The organism is Glutamicibacter sp. GQ173 (genome assembly GCF_059759215.1).
Genome location: NZ_JCAXDT010000001.1, coordinates 702,445 through 717,130 on the forward strand (window position 1 = coordinate 702,445; position 14,686 = coordinate 717,130).

The following is a 14,686-nucleotide window of genomic DNA, read 5'->3' on the forward strand; positions in this document are numbered from 1 at the left end:
CCAATCAGAATGGCAAGATCGCGTTGATGTATGCGTCGCGGGCAATGAGCTCCGCGGCGACCCGTTCACAGAATTCAAAAATCGGCCCGGCAAAAATAGTCAGGGCAATACCAGCTACCACCAGCGACCCGGTGGCATAGCGCATGCCCCAGGGCAGGGACGCAGCTTCCAATTCCCGGGCCAGCTTCAGGCCCAGGCCGGGGTTCTGCGCGCCACCAGCGGCGGTTTCGGCCGCCACCTGGGCTGCTTCATCCACCAGTTCCTGGTTCGGCACCTCGGCATCGGCGGCGCGACGCCAGAAGATGCGGGCCCAGACACGAATGATCGCCAGCAACGTCAACAGGCTGGTCAGCAGGCCGGCGCCCACCACCACCCAGGTCAACGGGTCAGCATCCTGCACGGCTGCATGGAGCAGCCCGAACTTGCCCAGGAAACCGGAGAATGGAGGAATGCCGCCGAGATTGATCGCCGGAATGAAGAAGAGCAGGGACAGGGCCGGGGAAAGCTTGGCCAACGAGCCCAGCTTGGTGACATTCGAGCTTCCTGCACGGCGTTCTATCAGGCCAGCGACCATGAACAGCGAGGTCTGGACGATGATGTGGTGGCCCACGTAGTAGATGGTCGCCGCAATGGCCAGCGGTCCCCCGACAGCCACACCGAAAATCAGGTATCCGATGTGGCTAGTGAGGGTGAAGGAGAGCATGCGCTTGAAGTCCGTCTGCGCCAGCGCGCCAAGAATACCGATCACCATGGTCAGCGCCGCCACCACCAGCAGCCCGGCGTTCACAGCGCCACCCGGGAAAATCAGTGTTTCGGTACGCACGATTGCGTAGACGCCCACCTTGGTCAGCAAACCGGCGAACACCGCGGTCACCGGTGCCGGTGCCGTCGGGTAGGAGTCCGGAAGCCACAGGGACAGCGGGAACACTGCCGCTTTAATGCCGAAGGCAATCAGCAGCAGCACATGCAAGATCAATTGCGGGCCCTGATCCAGTTCGGGCAGCTTCACGGCCAGGTCGGCCATATTCACCGTGCCGGTCGCAGCATAGGTCATGGCGATGGCCATCAGGAAGATCACCGAGGACACCACCGAAACCACCACGTAGGTGGTACCGGCGCGGATGCGTTCGGCAGTTCCGCCCAGGGTCAGCAGCACGTAGCTGGCGGTCAGCAGGATTTCGAACCCGACGTACAGGTTGAACAGGTCGGCGGCCAGGAAGGCGTTGGACACTCCGGCGAGCAGGATCAGGTAGGCCGGATGGAAAACCGACACCGGGCCGGGCTCGTCGCCGTCGGCCAGGCCCTGGCTGGTGGCGAAGAAGAGCACGGCCAGCGAGACCAGGGTGGAAATCAGCAGCATGAAGGAGCTGAAGCCATCGACCATCAGCGCGATGCCAAAGGGCGACTCCCAGCCGCCGATATGGATGGCGTAGCTTTCGCCTCCCCATACCGCGGCCAGCATGCCCGCTTCCAGCACGAGGGTCAAGCAGAGGATGCCGATGGTGATCAGGCGCTGGGCGCGGACCTGCCGCCGGGCCAAGAACGCCGCCCCGGCACCGATAATCGGGAAGACCACGGCCAGGGGTGCTAGATCCAGAAAATTCACTCTTCCCCCTCGCGCACTGGACGGCCCTCTTCATCAACGAACTCGGTCGTATCCTCTGCCACCGGCGAGTCTTCCTCTTCGTCGTATGCGGTCTTCTGCGAGACCTTGATATCTTCGGTGTCATCGGCCAGCTCATCGGCGCTGGTCAACGTCCAGGAGCGGTAGATCATGGCCAGCAGGAAGGCGGTGACCGCGAAGGTGATCACGATGGCCGTGAGGATCAGGGCTTGCGGCAACGGGTCTGAATACTCCTCGGCAGCCAATCCGGATTGGAACAGCGGAGCCACTCCGCGCCGGCCGCCGCTGGTGAGGATCAGCAAGTTGATGCCGTTGCCCAGCAGCATGATGCCCAGCAGCACGCGGGTCAGCGTGCGTTCAAGGACCAGATAGAATCCGGCCGCCAGCAGCACTCCGGTAATCACGAGGAAGGTGATGTTCACACTCATCGTCCAACTCCTGTCCGTGATGCTTCAACAAAATCGTGGCGATCCACCGGGCTGCGTCCTTCGGAGAGCGAATCGATCTCGCTGCCCAGCGAACGCAAGACATCCTGCACCAGGCCCAGCACCACCAGATAGACGCCGATATCGAAGATGGTTGAGGTGACAAACTTGTGGTCGCCGAAGAACCAGAATTCCATGGCATAGGTGGTGAAAATTTCATCGCCCATCAGCAGCGGCACAATCCCGGACAGCCCGGCCAGCGCAATACCGCCGCCGATCAGCATGCCCGGTGCGATCCGCATGGACTCGGAGAGCTCGATACGTCCTCCGGCCAGGTAGCGGATGGTTAATGCCAGCCCTGCGATCAGCCCTCCGGCAAAACCGCCTCCTGGCGTATTGTGCCCGGTGAGCAACGTGTAGACCGAGAGGATCAGCACCGAGTGGAACATCAGGCGGGTGACCACTTCAAAAATGATGGAGCGCCGTTCGGCGACCAGGGTGCTTCCTGCCATCAGCCAGTCCTGGTTGCCGCTGGAGGCGAAACGCCTGGCAATGCGCAGTTCCACCTCCTTGGAGTCCTTGCCGCCCATGGCTTCGGAGCCCGAATCGATACTTCCCGGGGCCACCTCGTGGGCACGCACCCGGCTGCCGAAGCTGCGTCCGGCGAAGATCAGCGACGCCACGCCGGTGGCAGCTGCCGCCAGCACGGTGATTTCCCCGAAGGTGTCCCACACGCGCATATCCACCAGCGCCACATTCACAATGTTCTTGCCGTAGCCCTGGTTGTAGGCCAATTCCGGCCAGGCCAGCGAGATGCTGGCTTCTTGGCGGGCGCCCATCATGGCGATGGCAATGTAAATGACCATCACCGCCAGGGCAATCGCCATCAGGGCGCGGCCCCACTTGATCCGGACCACCCCGCCCCACAAGCGCTTTGGCAGGGCACGCAGGGCGAGCACGAAGGAAACCAGCACGATGGTTTCCACCAGCAGCTGGGTCAGCGCCAGGTCCGGCGCCCCCTGCAGCGCAAAAATTGCCACCATGCCATAGCCGGTAACCGAGACCATCAGCACCGCCATGAAGCGCTTCGGGGCGATGATTGCCACCACGGCGCCGGCGATAATAATCGCGCCGATCAGCAGCTGGGCAGGATGATCGGCAACAATCCAGTTCTCCGGCCATGGCGTGGACACGGTCAGGGCGATGCCCAGCGGAAGCACCAGCACCACGCCCAGGATCACTCCCAGGTAGAAGGACAGCGAACCACGCTGGGTGCGACCGGTAATCCAAATCGCCGCCATGTCCAAGGCGTTCACCGACATGCGGTAGATTTCTTCGGCCGAGACCGTCATCCGGCGCAGTGGTGCCCCGGTATCGGTCCGCCGGCGGATCCAGTAGAAGGCCAGGCCCAAGCTCGCCGACAGCGCGCTCAGCCCGAGGGCCGTGTTAAAACCGGCAAACGGCAGCAGGTGCATCTTGCCTGGTCCGCCCTGGGCCTGAGACCACTGCAGCATCAGCGGTTCCACCAGCTGCGGGTAGACGCCAAGGACGAGTGTCAGCGCCGAAAGCACCAGCAGCGGTGCCAGGAAAATGAGCGTGGGCGCCTTGCAGATCAGCGCAGGAACCGAATGTTTTTTCACCCCGAAAGCCCCAAAGAAGAAACGCAACGAATAGCCCATGGTCAATCCGGCGCCCAGCACCAGACCGATCAGCGCGATCATGCCCCACGGGGTATCAAGGTGCAACGCTGACTCGTAGACTGCTTCCTTGGCGACGAACCCGAAGAGCAGCGGGATTCCGGCCATCGAAGCCGCCGCGATCCCGGCGGTGGCTGTGAGGATTGGCATGGCACGGCGCAGCCCGCTGAGCTTTCGAATATCACGGGTACCGGTGTTGTGGTCGATGATGCCCACGCTGAGGAACAGCGTCGCCTTGAACAGCCCGTGTGCCAAGGTCATGGCCAGCGCGGCGAAGGCGGCTTCCGGGGTGCCGAAGCCGAATATCGCGATGATGAATCCGAGCTGCGAGACGGTGCCGAAGGCCAGAATCAGTTTGAGGTCGTACTGCTTAAGCGCACGGAAGCCGCCGATCAGCATGGTCGCAATGCCGATGCCCACCGTCATCGGCGCCCACAGGTTAGTGTCGGCGAAGCCCGGTGCCAGCCGGGCGATGAGGTAGACGCCGGCCTTCACCATCGCGGCAGCGTGCAGATAGGCGGAGACCGGGGTTGGCGCGGCCATGGCGCCGGGCAGCCAGAAGTGGAAGGGCACCAGCGCCGACTTGGAAATGGCACCCACAATGATCAGGGCCACTGCCACGTCGGTGTAGCCGCCCAAGGCGACCAGTTGGCCTGAAGAAGCGATGATCTCGGAAAGTTGGTAGCTTCCGGCCTTGGCACCGATCATCAAGATGCCGGCGAGCATCACCAGCCCGCCCAGGGTCGTGACAATCAGCGCGTTCATCGCCGAACGGCGGGCCGTGATCAGGACCTGGTTAAAACCAATCAGCAGGTACGACAGGACACTGGTGATTTCCCAGAAGATGAACATGATGATCACGTCGTCCGCGGTGACCAGGCCGGTCATTGCTCCGGCGAAGGCAACCATCTTGGCGGCGAATCCACCGATTTGCGGGTCATCGTTCTTGAAATAGCGGGCGCAGTAGAACAGCACCAGCGCGCCGACGCCGAGAATCAGCAGCAGGATCGTGGCCGCTAGCGAATCCAGCCGGAAGTTCAATCCGATATTCAGTCCGGGAATCCACTGAATGCCAATGGACGGTGGTGCGTTCGGTGCACCGCTGGCCAATGATTCATCGGCGGCGAGCACCCCCGGAAGCTGAGTCAAGAGCCAGGCGAAACCCGCTGCCGGGACGACCGCCACCACATAAAAGGCGTTTCGTTTCAGCACCCGGAATAGCATCGGGCACAAAAAAGCGGTCACAAACAACGCAGCGAGAATTACTAGCACGTGTCTCCTCTGTCGTCTGGCGGATGGGCAGAGTGCGATGACCACGAAAAATAGTCTGCATCTGCAATTTTATCAGCCGGGCGCTGCCCGATTCGGTGGGATGTGCCGCTGGCGGCATATTTTCTGCTGTTTCCGCGATCGGCTGATTTCGGGCTTTTACACAGGAACGCCTAATTTCTGTGCCGGGTTCACCAATGGTTCTCATGCAGCGGGTACGATTCGACCATGTCAATCAATCAGCCGATGTCGAGGCCACTGAGCGAAAAATGGCTCAGCAAGTACACCTTGGCATGGGCAAGCTGGGACTGGGGCCAGGCCGCCATCAACGCGGTCATGATCACCTTCGTATTCACGGTGTACCTGACCAGCGATCTTTTTGGCGACAAGGACCATACCTCCCTGGTGCTCTCCCAGGCACTGACCGTCGGCGGCCTGGCCATCGCCTTTTTGGTGCCCGTCACCGGGTTGCGCGCTGATGCCGCCGGCCGGCGCAAACTATGGATTGTGGTCAATACGCTGATCCTCGTTGCAATTTGCGCCGCCTGTTTCTTCGTCTACCCGAATCCGGCGTTCTTGTGGTTCGGGGCCATCCTTATCGCGTTGATGTCGGTGGTCAGCGAGTTTGCCGGGGTGAACTACAACGCCGTGCTCAACCAGATCTCCACCAAGGCCACCGTCGGCAAAGTGTCAGGATTCGGCTGGGGCATGGGCTATGTTGGCGGAATTCTCGCCTTGGCGCTCGTGCTCTTCGGTTTTGTTGAACCGATCGTCCAGTGGCCCGGGGCTTCCAGCGAGAACTCGCTGAATCTGCGATTGATCGCTCTCTTCTCAGCGGGCTGGTGCCTGGTCTTTGCCCTGCCGCTGTTTTTCATCATCCCCGAATCCCCACCAGCCAGTGCGGTCAAGATCCCGCTCAAGGATTCCTACAAGGTGCTATTTGCGACCATCAGGAATTTGTGGAGCAGCGACCGCAACCTGCTCTTCTTCCTCTGCTCATCCGCAGTCTTCCGCGATGGCCTCGCCGCGATCTTCACCTTTGGAGGCGTCATCGCTGCCGGAACGTTCGGCTTCGCCCCCTCGGAAGTCATCATCTTCGCCATTGCCGGCAATCTTGTCGCGGCCCTCGGGGCAGTATTAGGCGGCCGGTTCGACGACACGCTGGGACCGAAAAAGGTCATCTGTGGTTCGCTGGCGGGACTGCTGGTTGCCGGAGCCGGGGTCTTCCTCTCTCCCGGGGCCAGCGGCTTCTGGATCTTCGGATTGCTGTTGTGCCTGTTCGTCGGTCCCGCCCAGTCCGCTTCACGGTCCTACCTTTCCCGGCTGGTCCCCGCCGGGCGCGAAGGTGAGCTCTTCGGCCTCTACGCTACGACCGGGCGAGCGGTGTCGTTCTTGGCACCCGGGCTTTTCGGGTTGTCCATTGCCTTGGCCACCCCGTTTGTCGCTTCGGGCAGCGCCCAGCGTTTTGGCATCCTGGGCATCCTCGTGGTGCTGGCTCTCGGCTTGCTTCTGTTGTTGCCGATTCGATCGCCGCGGAATCCAGATGCCTAGGCAAGTGCTGCCTTGAGGCAGATAGCACAATGGATCGGCTCCCGCGGGGGCCGATCCATTATTGTGTTCAGCTTTCGATGTTCGTGCGATGGAAGTTCAGGTGGCTGCGCGAGGCCGTGGGGCCACGCTGGCCCTGGTACCGGTTTCCATAGGGGCCAGAACCATAGGGGTGCTCGGTGGCTGAGGTCAGCTTGAAGAAGCACAGCTGGCCGATCTTCGATCCGGGCCAGAGCTTGATTGGCAAGGTGGCCATGTTAGACAGTTCCAAGGTCACGTGGCCCGAGAAGCCAGGATCGATGAAGCCTGCTGTGGAGTGGGTCAGCAATCCGAGACGGCCGAGCGAGCTCTTGCCTTCCAATCGCGCTGCGATGGAGTGCCCGAGGGTCACTACTTCGTAGGTCGAGCCGAGCACAAATTCGCCGGGGTGCAGAATGAAAGGCTCGTCCGGGTCAACCTCGACCAATCGGGTGAGCTCATCTTGTTCCACCGATGGATCGATGTGCGCATATTTGTGGTTGTCGAAGAGCCGGAAGAACCGGTCAATACGAACGTCCACTGATGCGGGCTGGACCATATTCGGTTCAAAGGGCTCAAGCCCAATCTCCCCGGACGCTATTTCTCGACGAATGTCACCATCTGAATACAACACGCCTTCAAATTTATCGTGAGAATGCCCAATCGTTGAACTCTTCGAAGAAATATGTAGGTTTTCTTGTTTGGAATGGACCGCCAATCCACGAAAAGTCATCATTTGTTCACCGCGGCCGTGACGCAATTCCCATTACTTCCCCAGCAAATCCAGCTATCGTGGGATTGGGGTTTGCCCCCTTCATCATCACTTCGCAACACAAGGGTTCATCACATCATGCGTCTAGCCTCCGCGCTGACCAGCTCCGTTCTTTCCGCGGCGCTGCTGCTCTGTGCAGTTCCGGCTGCGCTGGCCGCGCCAGCCGAAGACCTGCCTGCCGTTGAAAGCTCCCAGCTTTCAGATGCGTCGAGCATGCTGGCCCTTATCAATCCAACCACCAAGCTGTCGCCTGAGGATTACACTCCGGCCAACCTGGTGAGTGTTGGGGGAACCGGGCTGACCTTGCGCCCCGAAGCCGCAGAAGCCGTCGAGGAACTCATCGCTGATGCCCGCGCTGCCGGGCACTCCATCAAGCTGCTCAGTGCCTACCGCTCATATCAACGCCAAGCGGCCCTGTTCAGCCAATATCAAGCGAAGTACGGGACGGCTTATGCTGAACGCATTTCGGCACGCCCCGGAACCAGCGAGCACCAGCTCGGGTTGGCAGCAGACCTGGGATACACCAACAGCCGGGCTGAGCTGAAGGAAGAATTCGGCCAAACTCCCGCAGGCATCTGGATTGCAGAGCATGCCGAGGATTACGGCCTGATCATCCGCTACCCTCAGGGCAAAGAAGAGATCACCGGCTACAAATATGAGCCATGGCATGTGCGCTACATCGGCAAGGATCATGCCAAGGCCTTGGCTGAATCTGGCGCACAGACCTATGAAGACTACTTCCAGATGCTCAGAAAGTCGCTGGAAGCACCGAAGGAAGAAGCCGGCTCGAAAAAAGCCGACAAGGAATCCGATAAGGACGCCAAGAAGGCTGGCCACGGCGTGATGAAGGAAGACGACCTTCTGGTCCTGCGCTTCTTGCCGCCCTACCGTGACTGGGGCTTCGGCTTCACGGAAAAATAAGATTGCCTAGAAGAACGCTGCAATACCCAGAAACACTGCGGTCGGAATCAACGAGGCCGCCAGCGCAATGCCCCAGTGCAAGTACTTGCCGCTGGTTTTCTGGCAGGCGCCTGCGCGCTTCCTGCGGTAGATCAAGTTCACGTTGGACAGCACCCAGATCATGGTTCCGATGGCCAGCGGCGGGCCGAGCACTACCTGGACAGGCAAGAACGAGTGGGCCTCATAGAGGTCCCGGGCTGCCCTCCCCCACGTGGTCAGCGGGTCGGCAAGCACCATGAGGCTCAGCATCCAATAGTAGATAATTCCGGGGATGCCCAGCAGCACATTCACGACCAGTAGCCGTCTCACAGTCCTGCCCTTCATCCCGGTAATGCATCCAGCGCATGCGAAGCACCATGAATTCTACCGAAGCAGCCCCCGGTATTCAGGCTTTTATCCCCCGCCGCCGCCTGTGCATCGGCTAGGAATTGCACAGGGACTGCCAGCGGTTGCGATAACCGCTGGCAGTCCCCGTCCAGAACGCCGAAATCTACTTTGCGCGTACCGGGATGCCGGTGAAAGTCGGCTTCAAGGTCTCGGCAAAGAAGTCCTCGCCCTTGTCGTCAACGACGATGAAGGCCGGGAAGTCCTCGACTTCGATCTTCCAAATGGCTTCCATGCCCAATTCCTCGTATTCGAGGATTTCGACCTTCTTGATGCAATCCTGGGCCAGGCGTGCGGCTGGGCCGCCAATGGAACCAAGGTAGAAGCCGCCGTGGGTGTTGCATGCATCGGTGACCTGCTTGGAACGGTTGCCCTTGGCCAGCATGACCATCGAGCCGCCGGCTGCCTGGAACTGGTCGACATAGGAATCCATGCGCCCTGCCGTGGTCGGGCCAAAGGAGCCCGAAGGCATGCCTTCGGGGGTCTTCGCCGGACCTGCGTAGTAGACCGGGTGGTCCTTGAGGTACTGCGGCATCTCTTCGCCGGCGTCCAGGCGTTCCTTGATCTTGGCGTGCGCGATATCGCGGGCCACCACCAATGGGCCGGTCAGCGACAGGCGGGTCTTGACCGGGAACTTGGTCAGTTCGGCCAGGATCTCATTCATTGGCTTGTTCAGGTCGATCTTCACCACGGAGCTGCCACCGGTGCCGGTGACGCCGTCGGTTTCTTCGTCGTGGGCTGCCAGGGCCGGGTGGTTTTCTTCTGGCATGAAGCGGGCTGGATCGGTTTCCAGCTGCTCCACGAACAGGCCCTCTTCGGTGATTTTCGCCAGCATCTGGCGGTCAGCCGAGCAGGATACTGCGATGGCCACTGGCATCGATGCACCGTGGCGAGGCAGGCGCACCACGCGCACGTCGTGGCAGAAGTACTTGCCGCCGAACTGCGCGCCGATGCCGAAGTGGCGGGTCAATTCGAGGACCTTTTCTTCCAGCTCGGTGTCGCGGAAACCGCGGCCGGTCATCGCGCCTTCGGTAGGCAGCGAGTCCAGGTACTTGGCCGAACCGTACTTTGCGGTCTTCAGCGCCATTTCGGCACTGGTGCCGCCGATGACGATGGACAGGTGGTACGGAGGGCAGGCAGCGGTGCCCAGCGAACGCAGCTTCTCGTCGAGGAACTTCAGCATCGAGTTCTCGTTGAGGATGGCTTTGGTCTCCTGGTACAGGAAGGACTTGTTGGCCGATCCGCCGCCCTTGGCCATGAACAGGAACTTGTAGCTGGTGTCAGCGCCGTCCTTGGTGTTCGCGTACAGGTCGATCTGCGCCGGGAGGTTGTTGCCGGTGGCCTTCTCTTCCCAGGTGGTGATCGGGGCCAGCTGCGAGTAGCGCAGGTTCAGCTTGGTGTAGGCGTTGTAGATGCCGCGCGAGAGCGAGATCTCGTCCTGCTCTTCGGACAGGACGCGCTGGCCGCGCTTGCCCATCACGATCGCGGTGCCGGTGTCCTGGCACATCGGCAGGATGCCGCCGGCTGCGATGTTCGCGTTCTTCAGCAGATCCAGTGCAACGAACTTGTCATTCGGGCTGGCTTCCTCATCGTCGAGGATGTTGCGCAGCTGCTGCAGGTGGGCTGGGCGCAGGTAGTGCGAGATGTCGTGCAGTGCGGTTTCGGCCAGCTGCTCCAAGGCATCTGGTGCGACCTTCAGGAAGTTCTTCCCATCCGGGCCGGCGACAACCTCGACGCCTTCGGAGGAAATCTTGCGGTATGGGGTTGTATCTTCGCCAATCGGCAGAAGATCCTCATAACGGAATTCAGGCATGCTCTGTCCTTGATTCAATCGTGGATGCTCATCTGCCATTTTAGGCCTTTACCCCGATTTTCCCGCATTCGCCGTTTGCACCTGAGGCTTTATCGCGACATGCTGGAGTACATGAGCACCGAGAACACCCCAGCTGCGAACGATGGCCAGAATCCGACACAAATCCCGGATGCGATCATCGAGACGCCTATGGACCAGCACCGTGCCAAGCCTAAAACGCACTTCGAAATGATGCTGCAGGCCGGTCTTAACAAACCTGAGTTGTCCGGTTCCGTCATTGGCGCCTTCATGAGCGCCGAGGTGTACTTCCTCTCCCGCGAAGAGGTCACCGAAGAGAACAAGAACGCCCAGCCGATGCTGCTGACCAACCCGACCGGCGAGGCCGTGGTGGCGCTGTTCACCACCCTGGAACGCATTCCGTCCAGCTACATCGACCAGGCGCCATTTGGCGTTAAGGTCCAAGGCGCCACCGTGGTGCGCGCACTGGAGAACACCGGATTCGTGGTGAACCCGGGCGATGAGCTGAGCTTCGAGGTACCCGCAGATGGCGTGGCCATTTTGCAGCAGCAGCTGCTGAAGCAGAAATCCGAAGACCAGGCGTAACTTTCCGCACGATTATTCGCGCCGTTTACCGGCCGATCGAATTCGTGGGATATGCTGATTGTTGCCCGAGCCGTCATTAGGCCGCTCGGTGCACTTGCGGGCGTAGCTCAATGGTAGAGCGCTAGCTTCCCAAGCTCGATACGCGGGTTCGATTCCCGTCGCCCGCTCGCACTGACGTCGGGGTACCACCAGGTGCCCCGACGTTTTCGTTTTACCAGGCCAACGCCCAAGGAGCATGATGACCGGAGTCCTCGAAGGCTTCTCCATCATCTGGGTGGTGATCGCCGTGGGATATCTGGTTGGGCGCACCGGGGTGCTGGGCGAACAGGGGCGCAATGTCCTGAGCCGGGTCACCTTCTTCATTGCCAGCCCGGCCCTGTTGTTCACCACCTTGGCCGAGTCCGATCCCGTCGCCGTGCTGGGCCCGCTGTTGTGGGTGGCCGCCATCTCCGCTGCGCTTACTGCCGTGGTGTACTACCTGGCGACAGCGCGCTGGCTGAAGCGCTCGGCTTCGGAGCGGATCATTGCCGCAATGTCCGCGTCCACGGTGAACTCGGCCAACCTCGGGCTGCCGATCGCCCTCTATGTCCTTGGCGATGCGTCTTTTGCCGCACCCATCATCTTGTTCCAACTGGCGCTGTACCAGCCGATCAATTTAGCGATGCTGGATGCCACCACCTCGCGCCACCGCACCACGCCGCTGGCACTGCTGGTTGCCACGGCGAAAAACCCGATGATCATCGGCTCCATGCTTGGCCTCGTCGTCGCGCTGACCGGCTTCAGCCTGCCCTCGATCGTGCTTGAACCGATCGATCTGATTGCCGGCGCCTCGATTCCTTGCATGCTGATGGCCTTCGGCATCTCGCTGGTGGGGTCCAGACCGCTGGAGAAGAAGTCCGGCCGCCGCGCCGATGTGCTCATCGCCACGGCAGCAAAACTGCTCATCCACCCGGTGCTGGCCTGGGTGCTGGCCTATCTGGCCTTCGGGCTGCGCGGAGAAATGCTGGTCGCTTCGGTGATCATGGCCGGCCTGCCTACCGCGCAAAATATCTTCGTGACCGCCTCGCGCTACAACCACGGGGTGACCGTAGCCAAGGATACGGTGCTCATCACAACCATCTGCGCGATACCGCTGATGATGCTGCTGGCCGTCATGCTGGGAATTTAGTGTAACTTTTGAGCTTCGGAATAAGAGGATGTCTCTAGACTGTTGTTAGGACTAGAGCATAATCACCCCTTTTCTGAATGAGGTCACCATGAAGCGCACCGTTCCACTGCTGGCTACCGCCGCAATTCTTGCCCTATCTTTGAGCGCCTGCGGTTCATCTGGCGACACCGCTGGCTCCTCCTCGTCCGAGCAGAGCGATTCAGCCCTGCAAAAGGTCAAGGACGCCGGCGTGCTGACCGTCGGCACCGAGGGAACCTACCGCCCCTTTTCCTTCCATGAAGGCAGCGATCTGACCGGCTACGATGTTGAGGTCATCAAGGCCGTCGGCGAAAAGATGGGTGTTGAAGTCAAGTTCCAGGAAACCCAGTGGGACGCGATTTTTGCCGGCCTGGATGCCGGCCGCTTTGACGTGATCGCCAACCAGGTGGCCATTACCCCGGAACGCGAAGAGAAGTACCTCTTTTCCAAGCCGTACACCGTTTCCGAGGGCGTAGTTGTCACCAAGAGCGACAACACCGACATCACCTCCTTCGACTCGCTCAAGGGCAAGAAGACCGCGCAGTCGCTGACCAGCAGCTTCTACGAGGCAGCCAAGGCCGCTGGTGCCACCATCGAGCCGGTGGAGGGGTGGGCCCAGTCGGTCACCCTGCTCAAGCAGGGTCGAGTGGATGCCACTGTCAATGACAAGCTGACCTTCCTGGATGCACAGATGACCAATCCGGATGACAGCATCAAGATCGCCGCTGAATCCGAGGACAAGAGCGAATCGGCAGTCACCCTGCGCAAGGGCTCGGAGGATCTGCAAGAAGCCATCGATGGCGCCCTGGACGAGCTGCGCGCCGATGGCGAACTGGCATCGATCTCTGAAAAGTACTTCGGCGAGGACATCAGCAAATAACCGGTACCATCCCTAGTGAAACAGTAGACTGGCTCCACACGTCTCCAGCGTGGGGCCAGTCTCGTTTGTCTCAAAGGTAGCTTATGGATTCGAATTGGCAGTTATTCATCGATTCGCTCTGGCCACTGGCCCAGGGCGCAATCACGGCAACCATTCCGCTCGCGCTGATCAGCTTTGCCCTCGGACTGGCGATCGCCTTGCTGATGGCGCTGATGCGCATCAGCAAAAACCCGGCGCTCTCAGGTATCGCCCGGGTCTACATTTCGATTGTTCGCGGCACACCCCTGCTGGTGCAGTTGTTTGTCATTTTCTACGGCATGCCCAGCCTGGGGATCACCATTGATCCCTGGCCCAGTGCAATCATTGCCTTCAGCCTGAACATCGGCGGCTATGCCGCCGAAATTATCCGCGCCGCGATCCTTTCGGTCCCGGCCGGACAGTGGGAAGCCGGATATACCCTGGGCATGTCGCGCACGCGCAGCCTGTACCGGTTGATCCTTCCGCAGGCCACCCGCGTGGCGATTCCTCCCCTGTCCAATTCCTTCATCTCATTGGTGAAGGACACCTCGTTGGCCTCGACCATTCTGGTCACCGAAATGTTCCGCAAGGCCCAGGAGATCACGGCCTCGACCTACGAGTTCATGCTCCTGTACTGCGAAGCGGCCGCGATCTACTGGATCATTTGCCTGTTGCTCTCTGCGCTGCAGAACTCTGTTGAAGGAAAGCTGGAAAAGTATGTCGCCAAGTAGCACAACCTTGCTCAGCGTCACCGGCCTGCACAAGGCTTTCGGCGAGAACCAGGTGCTGAAGGGCATCGATTTTTCCGTGCACTCCGGCGAAGTCGTGGCCTTGATCGGCCCCTCTGGTTCCGGAAAGACCACCGCCCTGCGCTGCCTGAATGGGCTGGAGATCGCGGATGCGGGAACCGTCGGCTTTGAAGGCGGCCCGGCAGTGAGCTTCGATGCCAAAACCAAGCCAAAATCAGCGCAGGTGCTGCGCGATCGTTCGGCCATGGTTTTCCAAGGGCACCATCTCTTCCCGCACCTGACGGTGTTGCAAAATGTCAGCATTGGGCCGATCGAAGTCCAAAAGCGCCCGCGCGACCCGGTGCTGCTAGAAGCGCGCAAGCTACTGGATCGGGTGGGGCTGGGCTCCAAGGCCGAGGCCTACCCGAATTCGCTTTCCGGCGGACAGCAGCAGCGAGTGGGCATTGTCCGCGCGCTGATGCAGCAACCCGACCTGCTGCTCTTCGACGAGCCGACCAGTGCGCTGGATCCAGAACTTGTTGGAGAAGTGCTCAGCGTCATCAAGGAACTGGCCCAGGAGGGCTGGTCCATGGTGCTGGTGACCCACGAGCTGGCCTTCGCCCGGGATGTGGCCGATACCGTCGTCTTCATGGATGGCGGAGTGGTCGTGGAGACCGGAAACGCTGCCCGAGTTCTGTCCACGCCGGCAAATCCCCGCACACAAGCCTTCGTCCAACGTCTTTTGCACCCGTTCTAGAAAG

General features: G+C 60.6%; 13 protein-coding genes and 1 tRNA gene. 8 read left to right on the forward strand and 6 right to left on the reverse strand.

What is annotated here, in order from left to right; all coding sequences use genetic code 11:
- Positions 1–4 precede the first annotated feature (4 nt).
- From AC6CHO_RS03335 to AC6CHO_RS03345, 3 genes are read right to left on the reverse strand one after another with little or no spacing between them, the layout of a single operon-like run.
- The gene (locus tag AC6CHO_RS03335) at positions 5–1,606 is read right to left on the reverse strand and encodes a Na+/H+ antiporter subunit D (RefSeq protein WP_498213686.1); all 1,602 of its coding nucleotides are present in this window, start codon (positions 1,604–1,606) and stop codon (positions 5–7) included.
- On the reverse strand, positions 1,603–2,052 hold the full coding sequence (locus tag AC6CHO_RS03340; RefSeq protein WP_022874324.1) for a Na(+)/H(+) antiporter subunit C: 450 nt from the start codon (positions 2,050–2,052) through the stop codon (positions 1,603–1,605). The genes AC6CHO_RS03335 and AC6CHO_RS03340 overlap by 4 nt, the downstream gene beginning before the upstream one ends.
- Positions 2,049–5,018 carry a Na+/H+ antiporter subunit A gene (locus AC6CHO_RS03345; protein WP_498213687.1) on the reverse strand — a complete coding sequence of 990 codons (2,970 nt, stop codon included), beginning with the start codon at positions 5,016–5,018 and terminating at the stop codon, positions 2,049–2,051. Before AC6CHO_RS03345 ends, AC6CHO_RS03340 begins: the two co-directional genes overlap by 4 nt.
- A 225-nt stretch (positions 5,019–5,243) precedes the next feature.
- Between AC6CHO_RS03345 and AC6CHO_RS03350 the strand changes: the two genes are divergently transcribed.
- Complete coding sequence (locus AC6CHO_RS03350; protein WP_498213688.1) at positions 5,244–6,566, forward strand: MFS transporter; 1,323 nt, start codon at positions 5,244–5,246, stop codon at positions 6,564–6,566.
- A 67-nt stretch (positions 6,567–6,633) separates the two neighbouring features.
- Here AC6CHO_RS03350 and dcd read toward each other — a convergent pair whose 3' ends face one another.
- Positions 6,634–7,215, reverse strand: a complete 582-nt coding sequence (gene dcd, locus AC6CHO_RS03355) for a dCTP deaminase (RefSeq protein ID WP_060702404.1) — start codon at positions 7,213–7,215, stop codon at positions 6,634–6,636.
- A 216-nt stretch (positions 7,216–7,431) separates the two neighbouring features.
- Here dcd and AC6CHO_RS03360 point away from each other — a divergent pair, with 216 nt between their 5' ends.
- On the forward strand, positions 7,432–8,274 hold the full coding sequence (locus tag AC6CHO_RS03360; RefSeq protein ID WP_498213689.1) for a M15 family metallopeptidase: 843 nt from the start codon (positions 7,432–7,434) through the stop codon (positions 8,272–8,274).
- A gap of 6 nt (positions 8,275–8,280) precedes the next feature.
- On the opposite strand, the gene AC6CHO_RS03365 is transcribed toward AC6CHO_RS03360, so the two are convergent.
- Together AC6CHO_RS03365 and AC6CHO_RS03370 are read right to left on the reverse strand one after the other, a co-directional pair.
- Positions 8,281–8,622, reverse strand: a complete 342-nt coding sequence (locus AC6CHO_RS03365; RefSeq protein ID WP_194943669.1) for a hypothetical protein — start codon at positions 8,620–8,622, stop codon at positions 8,281–8,283.
- Positions 8,623–8,803: 181 nt separating this feature from the next.
- Positions 8,804–10,510: a fumarate hydratase gene (locus tag AC6CHO_RS03370; protein ID WP_498213690.1), complete on the reverse strand. Its 1,707-nt coding sequence runs from the start codon at positions 10,508–10,510 to the stop codon at positions 8,804–8,806.
- A 111-nt stretch (positions 10,511–10,621) separates the two neighbouring features.
- Here AC6CHO_RS03370 and AC6CHO_RS03375 point away from each other — a divergent pair, with 111 nt between their 5' ends.
- From AC6CHO_RS03375 to AC6CHO_RS03400, 6 genes are all read left to right on the forward strand, one after another.
- Positions 10,622–11,113 carry an SseB family protein gene (locus AC6CHO_RS03375; protein WP_498213691.1) on the forward strand — a complete coding sequence of 164 codons (492 nt, stop codon included), beginning with the start codon at positions 10,622–10,624 and terminating at the stop codon, positions 11,111–11,113.
- Between the two features lie 96 nt (positions 11,114–11,209).
- Positions 11,210–11,280 (forward strand) — tRNA-Gly (locus tag AC6CHO_RS03380).
- Positions 11,281–11,351: 71 nt separating this feature from the next.
- Positions 11,352–12,281 (forward strand): AEC family transporter, encoded by a 930-nt coding sequence (locus AC6CHO_RS03385; RefSeq protein WP_498213793.1) that lies wholly within the window; start codon positions 11,352–11,354, stop codon positions 12,279–12,281.
- An 88-nt stretch (positions 12,282–12,369) separates the two neighbouring features.
- Positions 12,370–13,179, forward strand: a complete 810-nt coding sequence (locus tag AC6CHO_RS03390; RefSeq protein ID WP_498213692.1) for an amino acid ABC transporter substrate-binding protein — start codon at positions 12,370–12,372, stop codon at positions 13,177–13,179.
- An 83-nt stretch (positions 13,180–13,262) separates the two neighbouring features.
- A complete protein-coding gene (locus tag AC6CHO_RS03395) occupies positions 13,263–13,928 on the forward strand; it encodes an amino acid ABC transporter permease (protein ID WP_146275961.1) in 666 nt (221 codons plus the stop codon).
- Entirely contained in the window at positions 13,915–14,682 is a 768-nt protein-coding gene (locus tag AC6CHO_RS03400; protein ID WP_498213693.1) for an amino acid ABC transporter ATP-binding protein, read from the forward strand. The genes AC6CHO_RS03395 and AC6CHO_RS03400 overlap by 14 nt, the downstream gene beginning before the upstream one ends.
- Positions 14,683–14,686 lie beyond the last annotated feature (4 nt).